Annotated in this window: 17 protein-coding genes; 10 read left to right on the top strand and 7 right to left on the bottom strand. The window is 68.8% G+C overall.

Annotated features, from left to right (window positions below; genetic code table 11):
• Positions 1-171 precede the first annotated feature (171 nt).
• Complete coding sequence (locus RMN86_RS07030; RefSeq protein ID WP_309605121.1) at positions 172-867, bottom strand: DUF1223 domain-containing protein; 696 nt, start codon at positions 865-867, stop codon at positions 172-174.
• An 89-nt stretch (positions 868-956) separates the two neighbouring features.
• Complete coding sequence (acnA, locus tag RMN86_RS07025) at positions 957-3647, bottom strand: aconitate hydratase AcnA (RefSeq protein WP_309605120.1); 2691 nt, start codon at positions 3645-3647, stop codon at positions 957-959.
• Between the two features lie 199 nt (positions 3648-3846).
• Between acnA and ccmA the strand changes: the two genes are divergently transcribed.
• The 8 genes from ccmA (at position 3847) to RMN86_RS06985 (ending at position 7963) form a co-directional block, all read left to right on the top strand.
• A complete protein-coding gene (ccmA, locus tag RMN86_RS07020) occupies positions 3847-4449 on the top strand; it encodes a heme ABC exporter ATP-binding protein CcmA (RefSeq protein WP_309605119.1) in 603 nt (200 codons plus the stop codon).
• Positions 4446-5111 carry a heme exporter protein CcmB gene (gene ccmB, locus RMN86_RS07015; protein ID WP_309605118.1) on the top strand — a complete coding sequence of 222 codons (666 nt, stop codon included), beginning with the start codon at positions 4446-4448 and terminating at the stop codon, positions 5109-5111. The genes ccmA and ccmB overlap by 4 nt, the downstream gene beginning before the upstream one ends.
• Positions 5112-5224: 113 nt before the next feature.
• A complete protein-coding gene (locus RMN86_RS07010; RefSeq protein WP_309605117.1) occupies positions 5225-5869 on the top strand; it encodes a Spy/CpxP family protein refolding chaperone in 645 nt (214 codons plus the stop codon).
• A 70-nt stretch (positions 5870-5939) separates the two neighbouring features.
• Positions 5940-6659 carry a heme ABC transporter permease CcmC gene (gene ccmC / locus RMN86_RS07005; RefSeq protein ID WP_309605116.1) on the top strand — a complete coding sequence of 240 codons (720 nt, stop codon included), beginning with the start codon at positions 5940-5942 and terminating at the stop codon, positions 6657-6659.
• Positions 6660-6669: 10 nt separating this feature from the next.
• Positions 6670-6816 (top strand): heme exporter protein CcmD, encoded by a 147-nt coding sequence (gene ccmD, locus RMN86_RS07000; RefSeq protein WP_309605115.1) that lies wholly within the window; start codon positions 6670-6672, stop codon positions 6814-6816.
• On the top strand, positions 6813-7352 hold the full coding sequence (locus tag RMN86_RS06995; RefSeq protein WP_309605114.1) for a redoxin family protein: 540 nt from the start codon (positions 6813-6815) through the stop codon (positions 7350-7352). The genes ccmD and RMN86_RS06995 overlap by 4 nt, the downstream gene beginning before the upstream one ends.
• Positions 7349-7660: a hypothetical protein gene (locus RMN86_RS06990; RefSeq protein ID WP_309605113.1), complete on the top strand. Its 312-nt coding sequence runs from the start codon at positions 7349-7351 to the stop codon at positions 7658-7660. Before RMN86_RS06995 ends, RMN86_RS06990 begins: the two co-directional genes overlap by 4 nt.
• A gap of 87 nt (positions 7661-7747) precedes the next feature.
• A complete protein-coding gene (locus tag RMN86_RS06985; RefSeq protein WP_309605112.1) occupies positions 7748-7963 on the top strand; it encodes a hypothetical protein in 216 nt (71 codons plus the stop codon).
• Here the strand turns inward: RMN86_RS06985 and RMN86_RS06980 are convergent.
• The 5 genes from RMN86_RS06980 to RMN86_RS06960 all read right to left on the bottom strand — a co-directional run bounded on the left by RMN86_RS06980 (position 7948) and on the right by RMN86_RS06960 (position 13151).
• Entirely contained in the window at positions 7948-8520 is a 573-nt protein-coding gene (locus RMN86_RS06980; RefSeq protein WP_309605111.1) for a MarR family winged helix-turn-helix transcriptional regulator, read from the bottom strand. The genes RMN86_RS06985 and RMN86_RS06980 overlap by 16 nt on opposite strands.
• Before the next feature lie 103 nt (positions 8521-8623).
• Positions 8624-9208, bottom strand: coding sequence for an inner membrane-spanning protein YciB (locus RMN86_RS06975; protein WP_309605110.1), 585 nt, complete (start codon positions 9206-9208; stop codon positions 8624-8626).
• Positions 9205-10149 (bottom strand): signal recognition particle-docking protein FtsY, encoded by a 945-nt coding sequence (gene ftsY, locus RMN86_RS06970; protein WP_309605109.1) that lies wholly within the window; start codon positions 10147-10149, stop codon positions 9205-9207. The genes RMN86_RS06975 and ftsY overlap by 4 nt, the downstream gene beginning before the upstream one ends.
• Positions 10150-10368: 219 nt before the next feature.
• A complete protein-coding gene (locus tag RMN86_RS06965; protein WP_309605108.1) occupies positions 10369-11433 on the bottom strand; it encodes an alpha/beta hydrolase in 1065 nt (354 codons plus the stop codon).
• A gap of 110 nt (positions 11434-11543) precedes the next feature.
• Entirely contained in the window at positions 11544-13151 is a 1608-nt protein-coding gene (locus tag RMN86_RS06960) for a peptide ABC transporter substrate-binding protein (protein WP_309605107.1), read from the bottom strand.
• 177 nt (positions 13152-13328) lie between these two features.
• On the opposite strand from RMN86_RS06960, the gene RMN86_RS06955 reads away from it, so the two are divergent.
• Both RMN86_RS06955 and RMN86_RS06950 read left to right on the top strand, forming a co-directional pair.
• On the top strand, positions 13329-14609 hold the full coding sequence (locus RMN86_RS06955) for an LLM class flavin-dependent oxidoreductase (protein ID WP_309605106.1): 1281 nt from the start codon (positions 13329-13331) through the stop codon (positions 14607-14609).
• Positions 14610-14611: 2 nt separating this feature from the next.
• Positions 14612-15385: an alpha/beta fold hydrolase gene (locus tag RMN86_RS06950; RefSeq protein ID WP_309605105.1), complete on the top strand. Its 774-nt coding sequence runs from the start codon at positions 14612-14614 to the stop codon at positions 15383-15385.
• The last annotated feature ends 4 nt before the right edge of the window (positions 15386-15389 follow it).

Here is a 15389-nt window from a genome sequence, read left to right as displayed (position 1 = left end):
ATTGCATTTGTCGGTTGGTCAGACCCCGGTGGTCCCGGATCCTGAACAGCCCCCCCAGCCCCCCTGGATCGGCGGACTGGCCAGCCGACGCCCCATCTTCTCCATGAACCCGCGCGGGTGCTCTCCAGCCGCGCGGGTTTTCGTCGCCAGATTTCGAGACGTCTTTCGGGCTCAGGCCACGGGCTCGCCCACGCCCAGCACCCGACCGCCGCGCCCGGCCTGGACCAGCACCACGGTCTTCAGGCCCTCCTCAGGGGCCGCCGGAAGGCGGAAGGCGACGGGCCTGCCGCGCCAGGCGCCCAGGCGAACGACCTCACGCACGACGTTCCTTTGCGGCAGGGTCTGGCCCTTGTTGTCGCCGCTCCTGACCGCCACGTCCTGTTCGCGCGGGTCATAGCGGATCAGCCACACCTCCCCGCCGCCCCTGGGCGAACGGGCCGAGCCCACATAGACGCGGGCGGCGCCGACGAAATGTATGTCGGGCGGGTTCTGCGCGGCCTTGCGCGCGTCGCGCACCAGCTTGTCGATCTTGTCGACTTTCGATCCGGAGGTCTGGGCCTGGCCGTCGACCACCACCTGCGGGGTGTAGGGTTCGCGCAGCGACAGCCTGGCGACATAGGCCTTCTGCCGCTCGGCGAATTCCGGCTTGGCGAAGGTGTCGGCCCAGCCGAGATAGTCCCAGTAGTCCACCGAGAAGGTCAGCGCGAGCAGGCCCGGCTTGTCAGCCAGCCTTGCCACATTGGCGTTGGCCTCGCCGCAGGAGGCGCAGCCCTGGGCGGTGTAGAGCTCGACCACCACAGGCATCCTGGCCGCGGCCGGCAGCGGCAGGGCGAGCAGCATCAGGCTGAAAAGCGCGGCTTTCCGCATTCCCTCCGGCTTAAGCGGACTTGTCGGCCCTGTAAATTGCAAGAAGCCGTGAGCGGGTGAGCCGCGAAGCCCGCCCGCTCGCCACGGCCTCAGGCGTCCTGGCGGGCCAGGTTGCGCAGGACGTAGTTCAGCACCCCGCCGTTCTTGAAATACTCAAGCTCGGTGGGGGTATCGATCCGGCAGCGCACCGGGAAGCGGGCGATGCGGCCGTCGGAGGGGCGATACATCTCGATGGTCAGCTGGCGGCGCGGCGACAGCTCGGTCAGGCCGCGGATGGTGACGATCTCCTCGCCGGTCAGGTTGAGCTTGTGCCAGCCTTCCTGGAGGAACTGCAGCGGCAGCACGCCCATGCCCACCAGGTTCGAGCGGTGGATCCGTTCGAAGCTCTCGGCCACCACGGCGCGGACACCCAGCAGCTTGGTGCCCTTGGCGGCCCAGTCGCGCGACGAGCCGGTGCCGTATTCCTTGCCGGCGAACACCACCAGCGAGCGACCCTCGGACTGGTAGCGCATGGCCGCGTCATAGATCGACATCACGTCGCCGGACGGGAAGTGCTTGGTCATGCCCCCCTCGATCTCGGGGGTGATCTTGTTGCGGATGCGGATGTTGGCGAAGGTGCCGCGCATCATGATCTCGTGGTTCCCGCGGCGCGCGCCGTAGGAGTTGAAGTCCAGGGTCGGCACCTGGTGTTCACGCAGATAGACGCCGCCCGGCGAGGTGGCCTTGATCGAGCCGGCCGGGGAGATGTGGTCGGTGGTGATCGAGTCGCCGAACACGCTGAGCACGCGGGCCTCGACGATGTCGGCGACCGGCGTCGGATCCATCGACATGCCGGCGAAGTAGGGCGGGTTCTGCACGTAGGTCGAGCCCATGTCCCAGGCATAGGTCTGGCCGCCGGAGACCTTGATCCCCTGCCAGGCCTTGTCGCCCTTGAAGACGTCGGCGTAGCGGGTGGCGAACATCTTTTGCGTCACGAATTTGCGCTGGAGGACCGCGACCTCGGCCGAAGTCGGCCAGATGTCCTTCAGATAGACCGGCTTGCCGTCCTTACCCTCGCCCAGGGGCTCGGTGGCGATGTCGATCGACATGGATCCGGCCAGGGCATAGGCGACCACCAGCGGCGGCGAGGCCAGGTAGTTGGCGCGCACGTCGGGGTTCACCCGGCCTTCGAAGTTGCGGTTGCCCGAGAGCACCGAGACCGCCACCAGGTCGCCCTTCTGCACGGCGTCGGAGATCGGCACGGCCAAGGGAGCTGAGTTGCCGATGCAGGTGGTGCAGCCAGAGCCCACCAGGTTGAAGCCCAGCGCGTCCAGGCTCTTGGTCAGGCCGGCGGCTTTCAGATAGTCGGTGACCACCTGGCTTCCGGGAGCCAGCGAGGTCTTGACCCAGGGTTTCACCTTGAGGCCCTTTTCGACGGCCTTCTTGGCCACCAGGCCCGCGGCGATCAGCACGCTGGGGTTGGAGGTGTTGGTGCACGAGGTGATCGCGGCGATCACCACGTCGCCGTGGCCGACGTCGAAGTTGGCGCCTTCGACCTTGACGCGGGTGGCCATGTCGTCGGCCTTGCCGAAGTCGCCGGCGAGCGCGGCCTTGAATTCCACCGCCGCGTTGGTCAGCACCACCCGGTCCTGCGGCCGCTTGGGGCCGGCCAGCGAGGGCAGCACGCCGGCCAGATCGAGGTCGAGGGTGTCGGTGAACACCGGGTCCGGATCGGTCGGCTCGCGCCACAGACCCTGTTCCTTGGCATAGGCCTCGACCAGCGCCACGCGGGCCGGCTCGCGGCCGGTGGCGGTCAGATAGTCGATGGTCGAGCGGGTGACCGGGAAGAAGCCGCAGGTGGCGCCATACTCCGGCGCCATGTTGGCGATGGTCGCCTGGTCTTCGAGGGTCAGGTTGGCCAGGCCCGGGCCGTAGAATTCCACGAACTTGCCGACCACGCCCTTCTTGCGCAGCATCTGGGTGACGGTGAGCACCAGGTCGGTGGCGGTGGCGCCTTCCGGGAGGGCGCCGTCCAGCTTGAAGCCGATGACCTCAGGGATCAGCATCGGGATCGGCTGGCCCAGCATGGCGGCCTCAGCCTCTATCCCGCCGACGCCCCAGCCCAGCACCGCCAGGCCGTTGATCATGGTGGTGTGGCTGTCGGTGCCGACCACGGTGTCGGGATAGGCCAGCGCATGGCCGGCGTCCTCGTTCACCCAGACGGTCTGGGCCAGGTACTCCAGGTTGACCTGGTGGCAGATCCCGGTGCCCGGTGGCACCACGCGGAAGTTGTTGAAAGCCGAGGAGCCCCAGCGCAGGAACCGATAGCGCTCCATATTGCGCTCATATTCCCGCTCGACGTTCTGCTCGAAGGATTTTGCGGCGCCGAAATAGTCGACCATCACCGAGTGGTCGATCACCAGGTCGACCGGGTTCAGCGGATTGATCTTCTCGGGGTTGGCGCCCAGGTGGGTCATGGCGTCGCGCATGGCGGCCAGGTCGACCACGGCCGGGACGCCGGTGAAATCCTGCATCAGCACGCGGGCCGGGCGGAAGCTGATCTCGTGCTCGACCGAGCCCTTGTTGTCGATCCAGGCGGCCAGGGCGGCCAGGTCTTCGCGCCCGACGCTGAGGCCGTCTTCGTTGCGCAGCAGGTTCTCCAGCAGCACCTTCATCGACATCGGCAGGCGCGAAATGCCGGAAAGTCCGGCTTCCTCGGCGGCGCGAAGGCTGTAGTAAGCGTAGGTCTTGTCGCCCACCACGAGTTCGCGGCGGGCTTTCAGGCTGTCGATGGACGCCATTTGGGGAGATCCTCTCTCTGTTCCCGGCCGCATCACGTTCACCCCGAGGATCGCGCGCTTCCATGAGCGGACACACAGCGTCCGGTCCAGCGCGGCGAGGGTCCCCTCAGGCGACGGCGACCGCGCGCTTCATAGCCCCCAGAGTCTTACGCGTCCATGCACGGCCAGGGTCTGGCTTGTTCGGCCTGGACGGGCGCTGATGATATCGGCGCTGGAGCTTCGTCAGGTCGGCGTCAGCCGGGGCGGGCGGCGGCTGTTCGGCGACCTCTCCGCGACCCTTGTCGCGGGGGAAGCGTGCGCGCTCACCGGCGCCAACGGGGCGGGCAAGACCAGCCTGCTGCGCGCGGTCGCGGGGCTGGTGGCCGTTGAGGGAGGCGAGATCGGTTTCGGCGGGGTCGAGGCGGGCGAGGCGCGCGGGTCCGGCCTGCATCTGGTGGGCCACCAGGACGGGCTGAAACCGGCCCGGACGGTGGCCGAGGAACTCAGGTTCTGGAGCCGCTGGTGCGGCGGGACGGAGGCCTCGGCCCTGGCCGCGGCCGAGGCGCTGGAGCTGACCTCGCTCCTGGACCTGGAGGTGCGCCGGCTGTCGGCGGGCCAGCGGCGCCGGCTGGCGCTGACCCGGCTGCTGGCGGCGCCGCGGCCGCTGTGGCTGCTGGACGAGCCGCTGAGCCCGCTGGACGCCGGCTGGCGGACCCGGTTCGCCGCGATGATGCAGGCCCACCTGGCCGGCGGCGGGCTGATCCTGGCGGCGGTGCACGACCCGCTGCCGATCGCCGCGACGATCCTGGAAATCGGCGGGTGAGCCGGCTGGGCGCCCTGCTGGCCCGGGAGACGACGCTGGCCTGGGGCCGGGGCGGCGGGCCGCTGGTCAGCGTGGGGTTCTATGCCGGGGTGGCGACCCTGCTGCCTCTGGCCATCGGCCCGGAGCCGCAGCGCCTGGCGGCCATCGCCCCGGGCGCGGCCTGGGTGGCGCTGGCTCTGGCTTCGCTGCTGTCGCTCGACCGGCTGTTCGAGCGTGATTTCGAGGACGGCGCGCTGGACCTGCTGGTCCTGTCGCCGGTCCCGCTGGAGCTGTCCTGCGCCGCCAAGTGCCTGGGCCAGTGGCTGGCGGCCGGCGCGCCGCTGGCGCTGGCCGCGCCGGTGGCCGCGGTCGGGCTCGGCGCGCCCCTGGCGTTGACCCCGCTGATCTTCGCCTGCGCCCTGGTCGGCGGGCTGGCCTTTGCCTTCACCGGCGGGATCGGCGCGGCGCTCAGCCTGGGCGCCCGGCGTGGCGGACTGCTGACGGCGATGGTGGTGCTGCCGCTGTTCGTGCCGCCGGTGATTTTCGGCGGCGGCGCGCTCGCGGCCTTCGCCGGCGGCCTGCCCTGGACGGCGGGGTTCGTGCTGCTCTGCGCCTACGCCGCCGCGGCCGTGGCGCTGGGGCCGCTGGCCATGGCGGCGGCCTGCCGCAACGCCCTGTCATAGTCCGCCCGGTCGCGGGCCAGGGACCCACATTACCAAAGCTTCACTTCGGATGGCGCCGTTTCGCCAAGTTCCGGGCCGACCATGCCCCTCGACGTTGTAACAGGAGACACCGGATGTCGCGGCCATGGACAGGATGTATCGCCGGGGCAGCCTTCGCCCTCTATGCGGCCGCCGGCGCGGCGGCTTACGCCCAGCCCGCCCCGTCGCCCGCCGAGGCTCAGGATCCGGGGCGCCCCGGTCATCACGTCCGGACGGTGATCGTCGGCGAGGGCGAGGCTGACGGACACACCATGGTCATCCGAAGCGGCCACGACGGCGAGGGGTCCAGGCATCACATGATGATGCGTCACGACATGATGCGTCCGGGCGGTGACCCCGCCGAACACCTGCGCACCATGCTGCAGCTGAAGCCCGGCCAGGAGGCCGCCCTGACCGCGTTCCTGGCCGCGACCCTGCCGCGTCGCGACCAGGGGCAGAGGATGGAGATGGCCGAGCACGACGGCGCGGCGACCACGCCCCAGCGGCTGGCCGAGATGGAAAAGCACATGGCCGAGCACACCGCCGCCATGCACATCCGCATCGAGGCCACCCGGCGTTTCTACGACCAGCTTGAGCCGTCGCAGAAGAAGGTTTTCGACGCGCTGCCGATGCCGATGATGGGGCCGATGATGGGCCCGCCAATGAAGGTGCGGATGGACATGCCGCCGGTGCACGCCATGCTGCCGATGCCGCCAAAGGCGCCGCCCCCGAGATCCTGACGGGCCGACCTATCGAGCGTCCATTCGGGGCATGCTTGCCCACAGGCGGCGTGCGGTCTAATCCCGCTTGATGATCCCGGCGCCCGCCTTCCTGTCGAACCCCGAGCGGTTCATGGCGTTCTCCCGCTGGGCGGCGCCGGTGTTCGGCGTGATCGCCGTGGGGCTGGGGCTTGTCGGCCTTTGGCTGGGGTTCGCCGCGCCGGAGGACTATCAGCAGGGGGCCACGGTGCGCATCCTGTTCATCCATATCCCGGCCGCCTGGATGTGCGAGTTCGTCTACGCCTGCCTGGCGGTCGCAAGCCTGCTGGCGCTGGTCTTCCGCCACGTCCTGGCCGACGCCGCCGCCCAGCCCGCGGCGCCCCTGGGGGCGGGCTTCACGGTGCTGGCCCTGGCCACCGGATCGCTCTGGGGCCGGCCGATGTGGGGGACCTGGTGGGTTTGGGACGCGCGGCTGACCTCGGTGCTGGCGCTGCTGTTGATCTATCTGGCCTATATGGCGCTGCGGGCCTCGCTGGACGACGAAGCCAAGGCCGCCCGGGCGTGTGCGATCCTGGGCCTGGTCGGCGCGGTCAACCTGCCGATCATCCACTGGAGCGTGACCTGGTGGAACAGCCTGCACCAGGGGGCCTCGGTGATGACCGGCAAGCTGGCGCCGGTCTATTTCTGGCCGGTGATCCTGATGGTGCTGGCCTATATGGCGGCCTTCGGGTCGCTGTGGCTGGTGCGTATCCGCGGCGAGGTCTGGCGCCGCCGCGCCGAGGCCGCGGCGCTGCGCGCGGCCAGGGCGTAAGGGAACCGGTATGCTCGACTTCGACACCGGCAAGTACGCCGCCTTCGTCTGGCCGGCCTATGGGCTTACCGCCCTGGTGTTCGCCGTGATGATCGCCGCCTCGCTGAACCACGCCCGGCGCTGGAAGGCGCGCTTCCGGGCCCTGGACCGCGGGTGAACCGCTGGGTCGCGACCCTGCCGCTGGCGGTGCTGGCGGCGCTGGCGGTGCTGTTCGCCGGCTATGCCCTGCACCACGATCCGCACGTCCAGCCCCAGGCCCTGGTCGGCAAGTCGATGCCCGACCTCACCCTGCCCAGCCTCGACGATGGCGCAGCTGTGCGGCTGCGCGCGGCAGCCGCCTCGGGCCCGGTGCTGGTGAATTTCTTCGCCTCCTGGTGCGGCCCCTGCGCCCTTGAGCATCCCGAGTTGATGCGGATGCGGGCCGCCGGCGTTCGCATCCTCGGCATCGCCTACGAGGACGTGCCGCCCCGGGGTTCGGTCGACAACACCCGGGCCTTCCTGGCGCGGCTGGGCGATCCGTTCGCGGTGCGGCTGACCGACGGCGACGGTCGCGCCGGCATCGAGTTCGGCATCACCGGGGTGCCGGAAACCTATCTGGTGGCCCGCGACGGCACGATCCTGGCCAAGCACACCGGCCCGCTCAGTGAAGCCGATGGCCGGGCGCTGATCGCGCGCGCGTTAACCGGACGTTGATCGGCCGCGCTGCAGATTGCGCTGACGTTAACCATAAATCGAGCCGCCCCATCGTCACGCCGATCCGCCCCGACGCCCCGCAGGGCCCGCCCGGCCAGACGCCGCGTCCCGACGCCGCGCGCTCGGCCGCGCAGAAGGCGTTCTTCGACGCCGCGATGGGCCGGGCCAAGGCGCCGAACGCCGTCGCCGCGACCCCGGCGTTCGCCCTCGCCGAGCCGATCCCGCGGCCTCAGCTTCGACCCGATCCCGCCGCCGCGCCGCCGACCCGCGTTCTGCGACCCGGCTCATTGCTGGACATCCGCGTGTAGCTCCAAGGCGGAGCTTCTGGTTAAGCTGTTCATAGAATTAACTTTCCCTCACTTGGAACGGTCGTCGCCCGAGGGTGTTTCGGGGGCATGTCAGTCCGAGATCATCGCATTCACCAAGAAGCCGTCGCCCTTTGGCTTGCGGTGTTCGGCCCCCCCGCGCCGCCGAACGTCGATGGCGGGACGATGCTGGAGATCATCACCCGCGACCTGCCAGGACCGCGCTACGACCGGATCTGCTCGCCGCACCTTCGCCCCTCGGCGATCACCCGGCCCAGGCGGTCGGACGATCAGGCGGGATCCTGAGAGGCTTTCTTCTTCTTCGCCTTCTTAGGCTTCTTGCCGGCCTTCACGGTCGCCGGCTTTTCCGCCCTGGCCTTGGCGGGCTTCCCGGCCGCGGGGTCCTCCGCGCCGGCCTTCACCAGGTCGCGCAGCAGGCTGACAAAGCTTTCGCGCCGCCCCCCGCCACCGATCAGCTTCAGCAGCCGCGCGTCGGCGGCGGCCATCTTCGGTCGTGCGTCCTCCAGGCTGGCGCGTCCCGCCTCGGTCAGCCGCACCGCGTTGGCGCGGGCGTCCAGGGCTGAGCGTTCGCGTTCCAGCAGGCCCTTTTCGATCATCCGGCGGGCCATGTCGGCCAGGGTCGAGCGGTCGATGCCGGTGATCCGCACGAGGTCGGCCTGGGTCGCGCCCGCCCGCGCCTCGGCGGCGGCCAGCACGGCGAACTGGCGTTGCGTGATGCCGCCCTCGCCGAACCCCTCAGCATAGATGTCCAGGGCGCGCTGCAGGGCGCGATGCAGCAGGTGACTGGGTGAGCGGTCGAGCGCGGCGACGCCGCCCTTGGTGGCAGACTTGCCCTTGGCCATCGGTCCCCCTCGCGCGCAGACTTGTCGCGCACCCTGTGGCGGAAGCTAGCCGCCGTTTGCGTCGGTTTGACGACAGACGCTCCGTGGGCGGCGAACCGCCCGCTCATTCCGGCGTGGGCGGCGGCGGCAGGTCCGAGGCGTCCATGTGCTTCAGCAGCAACGGCAGCTGGGTCAGCGAAAACACCAGGGTCATGACCTCCAGGCCAAAGGTCTTGAACAGAACCCAGGTCGCTTCACTCTGGGTGCGCCAGATGACGATGTTGACGATGGCCAGGACCACATAGAGAAGCCCGAACCGCACCGTCAGCGTGCGCCACACCGCGTCCGGCAGGGTCAGGGCTTCCCCCAGCAGCATCTTCAGCGGATTGCGCTTCAGGGCCAGGCCGCCGAACAGCACGCCGGCCAGGATCAGGTTGATCACCGTCGGCTTGACCTTCAGGATCCGGGTGTCGTGGAAGATCAGGGTGAGGCCGCCGAACAGAGCGGCCATGGCGCCCACGAACAGCGGCAGCCAAGCGATCCGCCGCTCGACCACGAGCCCGACCAGCAGCGCGATCACCGAGGTGATGACGATGGCCACGGTGGCCTTCATGAAGTCCCGGCCGCCCAGGAAATAGACCAGGGCGAACACCACGACGGCGGCGTAGTCGACGGCATAGCGCAGCCACTTGCGGGCGTTGGGGCTCATCGGATCGGGTCCTCGAGGCCCACCAGCGAGCGGGCGAAGGCGTGGGCGTCGAAGGGCTGCAGGTCCTCGATCCCCTCGCCGACGCCGATCAGCTTGATGGGACTGTCCGAGGCCTGGGCCACCGGCACCAGCACCCCGCCGCGGGCGGTGCCGTCGAGCTTGGTCATGACGATGCCGGACACCCCGATCTGGTTTCCGAAGATGTTTTCCTGGGCCAGCGCATTGCGCCCCACCGTGGCGTCGAGCACCAGCAAAGTCTCATGCGGGGCGTCCGGATCAAGCTTCTTCACCACCCGGATGATCTTCAGCAGCTCGTCCATCAGGCCCTGCTTGTTCTGCAACCGGCCGGCCGTGTCGATCAGCACCACGTCATAGGCCCGCGCCCGCGCCCGCTCGACCGCCTCGAACACCAGGCCGGCGGCGTCGGAGTTCATCGGCCGGGAGATGAAGTCCGCGCCGGCGCGCTCGGCCCAGATCTTCAGCTGCTCGACGGCGGCTGCGCGGAAGGTGTCGCCGGCCACCACCAGCACCTTGGCGCCGCGTCCGGTAAGGTCGGCGGCGACCTTGCCCAGCGTCGTGGTCTTGCCCGAACCGTTCACGCCGATGAACAGCACGATGTAGGGCCGGGGGCCCGACAGCGGATCGAAGGTCCCTTGCCGGGCGGCCAGCTCGTCGCCGATGGCCTGGGCCAGGGCCTGGCGGATCTCGTCTTCGCCGACCGACTTGCCGAAGGTCTCGGCGGAAAAGCGCGCGGTGATGCGCGCGGCCGCCTGCGGGCCGAGGTCGGCCTCGATCAGCATCTCTTCCAGCGCGTCCAGCCTGGCCTGGTCGAGCGGCGCCTTGGCCTCGAAGACCTGGGCGATCTGCTCGCCCATCTGTTTAGAGGAGCGCGACAGGCCGCCGGCAAGGCGCTGCAGCCAGCCGCGTTTGGGTTCGGTCATGAGCGGGCTTCTAGTGTCCCGATTCCGAAGTTCGCAGGCGCCTGAGGCGCGCGCGGACGAACTTCGGAATCGATGAGGACACTAGCAAGTCTTTGTTCTCTATTGTGCTTCTTGGATCTGAAGTTCGCTCAGAGCGTGATCCCTCAAGAAGGCGAACTTCAGATCCCGCACAATAGCGGCAGGCTGGTTCGGCGTCACGCCCGCTCACCGGCATCGGTCCTATCGCGGCCAGGCCGAGAGCAGGGCCCGCAGCGCCGAGACCAGGGCCAGCGGCTGGTCGATCATGATGTGGTGGTGCGAATCCGGGATCTCGATCTCCAGCAGGCCGGCCGGGAAGGGCGAAGGCGCGCCGGCCTTGCGATGCTCGACGATCCGGCTCTTGGCGCCGTAGATGTGCACCAGCGGCGTGGTGGTGGTGACCTGCGTCTGTTCGCGTTTCATCATCGCCTGGCGGTCGAGCTTGGCCCACATGTTCGGATCGAACCGCCAGGTCCAGCCCTCACCCGAGCCGTCCGGCCCTGTTTCACCCGGGGGCAGCGGGACCCTTTTCAGCGAGCGCCGGGCGATGAAGTCGGCGATGAACGGATTGCCGGCCGGCTGCGGCGGCATCAGGCGGAAGCGGTTCAGCGCCTCTTCCAGGGTCGCGTAGATGCGGCTTGGGCGGTCGACGGTGGGGATGTTGCGGATCGCCTCCATCTGCGCCATGCGCTTGGCCATCTCCTCGGGCGGCGGGCCAAAGCCGGTGTCGACCATGATCGCGGCGTGCATCCGCTCAGGATGGCTGACGGCGGCGAAGAACACCTGGCCGCCGCCGAAGGAGTGGCCGATGTAGATCGGCTTGCGGCCGCCTTCATAGAGGCCGGCCGCGCGGCTGACCGCCTCGGCGTCCTCGGCGAAGTCGGTGAACGAATAGCTGTCGCGCCAGTCCGAGGCGCCCATGCCGGCCAGCGACATCGAGGCCACCCGATAGTCCTCGGCAAAGAACGGGGCGATGAAGCTCCACCAGTCGGCGTGGGCGGAATTGCCGTGCACGAACAAGAGGCCCGGCTTGCCGACCTCGCCCCAGGTCAGCACCTCGAGCCGCGAGCCGAGCGACTCAACGAACATCCGCTCCGGCTCCTGGGCGATGGCCCAGTCGAACCAGGGGGGCGAAGGCGGCAGTGCGCCCTTGTAGGCGGCCAGCGGCGCCTGCACCTCCGGCGGCAACTGACCCGGCTCGGCATGGATCGGCCGGTCATCGTAGGCGCGCTCTGGCGTTTCCGCCGGCTTCACGTCTTCGGCCATCTCAGCGGGTCCTCGGAATCACGGGCGTCGGGCGAACCCGTGGGCTAGGCGCCGAGTGACTAACAAGCGTTTGAAAAATGGCAAGCGGTTCGTCCGGCGGCGGTGGTGGCTCAGGGCGTTCGGCACAGCCAGCGCGCGCGGTGCACGTTCAGGGGATTGTCGACCCAACCGGAAATCTTGGGGTTGACCAGGCTGCGGCTGACCGTGAAGGCGATGGGGGCGAGCCCCTCGTCGTCCAGCATGATCTGTTCGGCGCGTTTCAGGATCTGCGCGCGCGCCAACCCATCCGGCTCCTGGTCGGCGCGGGCCAGCAGGGCGTCGTAGGCGGGGTTCTTGTAGTCACCATAGTTCTGCGGACCCGTATCGGACTTGAGCAGGCCCAGGAAGGTGACCGGGTCGTTGAAGTCGGCCAGCCAGATCATCGAGCCCACCTGGAAATCGCGCTCGCGATAGGCGGCGAAGGCCACCTGGCTCTCGTTCTGCACGATCGAGGCGTCGACGCCGATGGCGCGCCAGTCGGCCTGGACGGCCTCCATCAGCAGCAGGGTTTCCGTCGAGCTGGACGCCTTGATCTCCAGCTTCAACGGATGGGCCGGCGAAAAGCCCGCCTGGGCCAGCAGGGCCCTGGCCTCGATCTGGCGCTGCGCGAAGGACTCGCTGGCCCAGGCGGTCCGCGCGCCATAGGCGAAGTTGGCGACCCCGGGCGGCACGAAGCTGTAGGCCGGTATCTGGCCCGCCCGCTGCAGCTTCTGGGTGATAAAGTCTCGGTCGATGGCCTCCGACAGCGCGCGGCGAACGCGCTTGTCCTGCAGCGGCTTCACGGTGCGCGTGTTGAACGACAGATAGAAGGTGGCCAGCGTCAGGTGGGGCCGGGCGAACCCCGGCATCACCTCGCGCAGGTGCTGCAGGCGGTTCGACTGGAAGGTGGTGTTGAGGTCCAGCTCGCCGCGTTTCACCCGCCGCTCGGCGGAGACCACATCGGCGGTGGGAAAATAGTCGATCCGGTCGACGCAGACGTGGGCGGCGTCGAAGAAGGCGGGGTTGCGCGCCACCCGCACCCGGTCGCCGAGCCGCCAGTCGACCAGCCGGTAGGCGCCGTTGGAGACGTAGTTGCCCGGCTTGGTCCAGGCGTCGCCGAGTTTTTCGATCACGTGGCGCGGGACCGGAAAGAAGCTCTGGTGCATCAGCAGTTGCGGCAGGTAGGGCGCCGGATGCTCCAGGGTGAGCTGCAGGGTGTGGGCGTCGAGGGCGCGCGCGCCGACGGCCTCCAGCGGCGCCTTGCCGTCGTTCACCGGCTGGCCGTTCTTCAGAAGGGTGACCAGGTAGGCGTAAATCGAGGCGGTCTTCGGATCGAGGATCCGGCGGTAGGCATAGACGAAGTCGTCGGCGGTGAGCGCTGCGCCATCCGACCATCTGGAGTCCCGCAGATGAAAGGTCCAGGTCAGCCCATCGGCGCTGGTCTCCCACGATGTCGCCATGCCCGGCTGCGGGCTGGCGTCCGGCCCCTCGGTGGTCAGGCCCACCATCAGGTCGCCGATGATCCGGCCTTCGGTGACCAGGTTGGCGGTCTGCGGGTCCAGGGTCAGGGGTTCGCTCTCGTTGCCGTACTCCAGGCAGACCTGGCCCGAGGGACAGGCCGGCCGCTGGGCCTTGCCACCCTGGCAGGCGGTCATACCGAGCGCCAAGGCGGCGGCGATCAGGATGGCGGGCGGGCGCATACGCAACGGCGACGACTCCAGGGAACCTGCGGCATCAGTCCCCTGCCCCGGGCGAAAAGTCGAGCCGCCCGCGCCGGCCCTTTCCATGGCGCCCGGACTTTCCCGCCTTGGCGCCCGGGCCATAACGGTTATCGTTGTTCAGATGCCCGCCCGGCAGAGGCGGCACCGGAGGTTGTGATGAAGTTCACCTGGTTCAACCTGATGCCCTGGCCCTATCTGCCGGATGACTTCCGCGAGAAGAACCGCTCGGTCTGGGTGGACATCGACCAGAAGCTGTTCGACCCGGCCAAGAGCCACGAGGTCTACAACACCTATATGGACCTGCTGGAATACGCCGACGCCCTGGGGTTCGACGGGATCGGGGTGAACGAGCACCACCAGAACGGCTACGGCATCATGCCCAGCCCCAATATCATCGCCGCGGGCCTGGCGCGCCGCACCAAGGACGCGGCCATCGTCGTGCTGGGCAACTCCATCGCCCTCTACAATCCCCCGATCCGGGTGGCCGAGGAATTCGCCATGCTGGACTGCATCTCGGGCGGGCGGCTGGTGGCCGGGTTCCCGGTCGGCACCTCGATGGACACCAACTATTGCTACGGCCAGATCCCCAGCCTGACGCGGGAGAAATACCAGGAAGCCCACGACCTGATCATCAAGGCCTGGACGACGCGGGAGCCCTTCGCCTTCAACGGCCGCTACAACAAGCTGCGCCACGTCAACATCTGGCCGCGGCCGATCCAGGACAAGCCGCATCCGCCGGTGCACATCCCCGGCGGCGGGTCGGTGGAGACCTATGACTTCTGCATCGACAACACCTATTCCTATTCCTACCTGAGTTTTTCCGGCTACCTGCGCGCCCAGGCGCTGATGAGCGGCTACTGGAAGCGGATCGAGGAACGCGGCGTCGACAAGAGCCCCTATCGCGCGGGCTTCGCCCAGACGATCCTGGTGGCCGACACCGACGAAGAGGCCGAGCGGCTCTATTCGGAGCACGTCAGCTATTTCTACAACCGCTGCCTGCACGTCTATCCGGGGTTCGCCGACGCCCCCGGCTACCGGACCATCAAGACCATCCAGACCGGGGCGCTCAGCCAATACGCCCCGCCCACCGGCGGCTACACCGAGCTGACCTGGAAGGAACTGACCGAGCAGGGCCACGTGATCGCCGGCAGCCCGGAGACCGTACGCCAGCGGATGGAAGACCTGATCAAGGGCCTCAACGTCGGCAACATCTTCTGCCTGATGCACGTGGGCAACATGCCGGCCGACAAGTGCATGTATTCCAGCAAGCTGTTCGCCGAGAAGGTGATGCCGAAGCTGCGCGATATGTTCCCCGACTGGGCCGACGACAACCGCTTCTGGACCACGCCGCTGGACAAGCGGGTGACCGCGGGCCGCCTGCCCAAGGAGGCGCCGACCGGCGCCGAGCTCGCCAGGACCTATGCGGTGGAGGCGTGACCGTGGAGCTCAAGACCGTCGCGACCCCCTACGTTCCGGTCCGCTATTTCGAAGGCGGGTCCGGGCCCGCGCTGGTCTTTCTGCACGGCGCCGGCGGGGTCACCGCCGATGACCCCTTTCTCAACGCGCTGGCGGAAAAGCACCACGTCTACGCCCCGCTGGTTCCCGGCTATGGCGACAGCGAGGAATGTCCCGAGATCCGCACGATGCTGGATTTCACCCTGCACACCTGGGATGTGGTCGCCGCCCTGGGCCTGAAGGATCCGATCCTTGTCGGCCACTCCATGGGCGGGATGATCGCCGCGGAGATGGCGGCGGTCGCGCCCAACGACCTGACCCGGCTGGCGCTGATCGCCCCGGCCGGCCTGTGGGACGACGCCCATCCGGTGGTCGATTTCTTCGCGACCCTGCCGTTCGAGATGCCGGCGCTCCTGTTCCACGACGCCGTAGCCGGCGCAGCGATGCTGACCGCCGGGCGCAATGTCGAAGACCCCGGGTTCCTGCAGACCTATCTGGTGACCAATGCCCGCCAGCTGGGCATGGCGGGCCGCATCCTTTTCCCGATTCCAGAACGTGGACTCCATGAACGCCTCTATCGGATCAAGGCCAGGACGGTGGTGATCTGGGGCGACAGCGACAAGCTGATCTCGCCGACCTACGCCCACGGCTTCAAGAAGGGCATCGCCGGCGCCCAGCTGGTTTCGATTCCCGAGGCCGGCCACATGGTCACCGTCGAGCAGACCGCCGCCGTGGTCGAGGCGATCGGCCGGCTATGATTGC

It is taken from the genome of Phenylobacterium sp. (assembly GCF_031360265.1).
Classification (GTDB): domain Bacteria; phylum Pseudomonadota; class Alphaproteobacteria; order Caulobacterales; family Caulobacteraceae; genus Phenylobacterium.
This window is presented reverse-complemented; position numbering and strand designations above follow the sequence as displayed.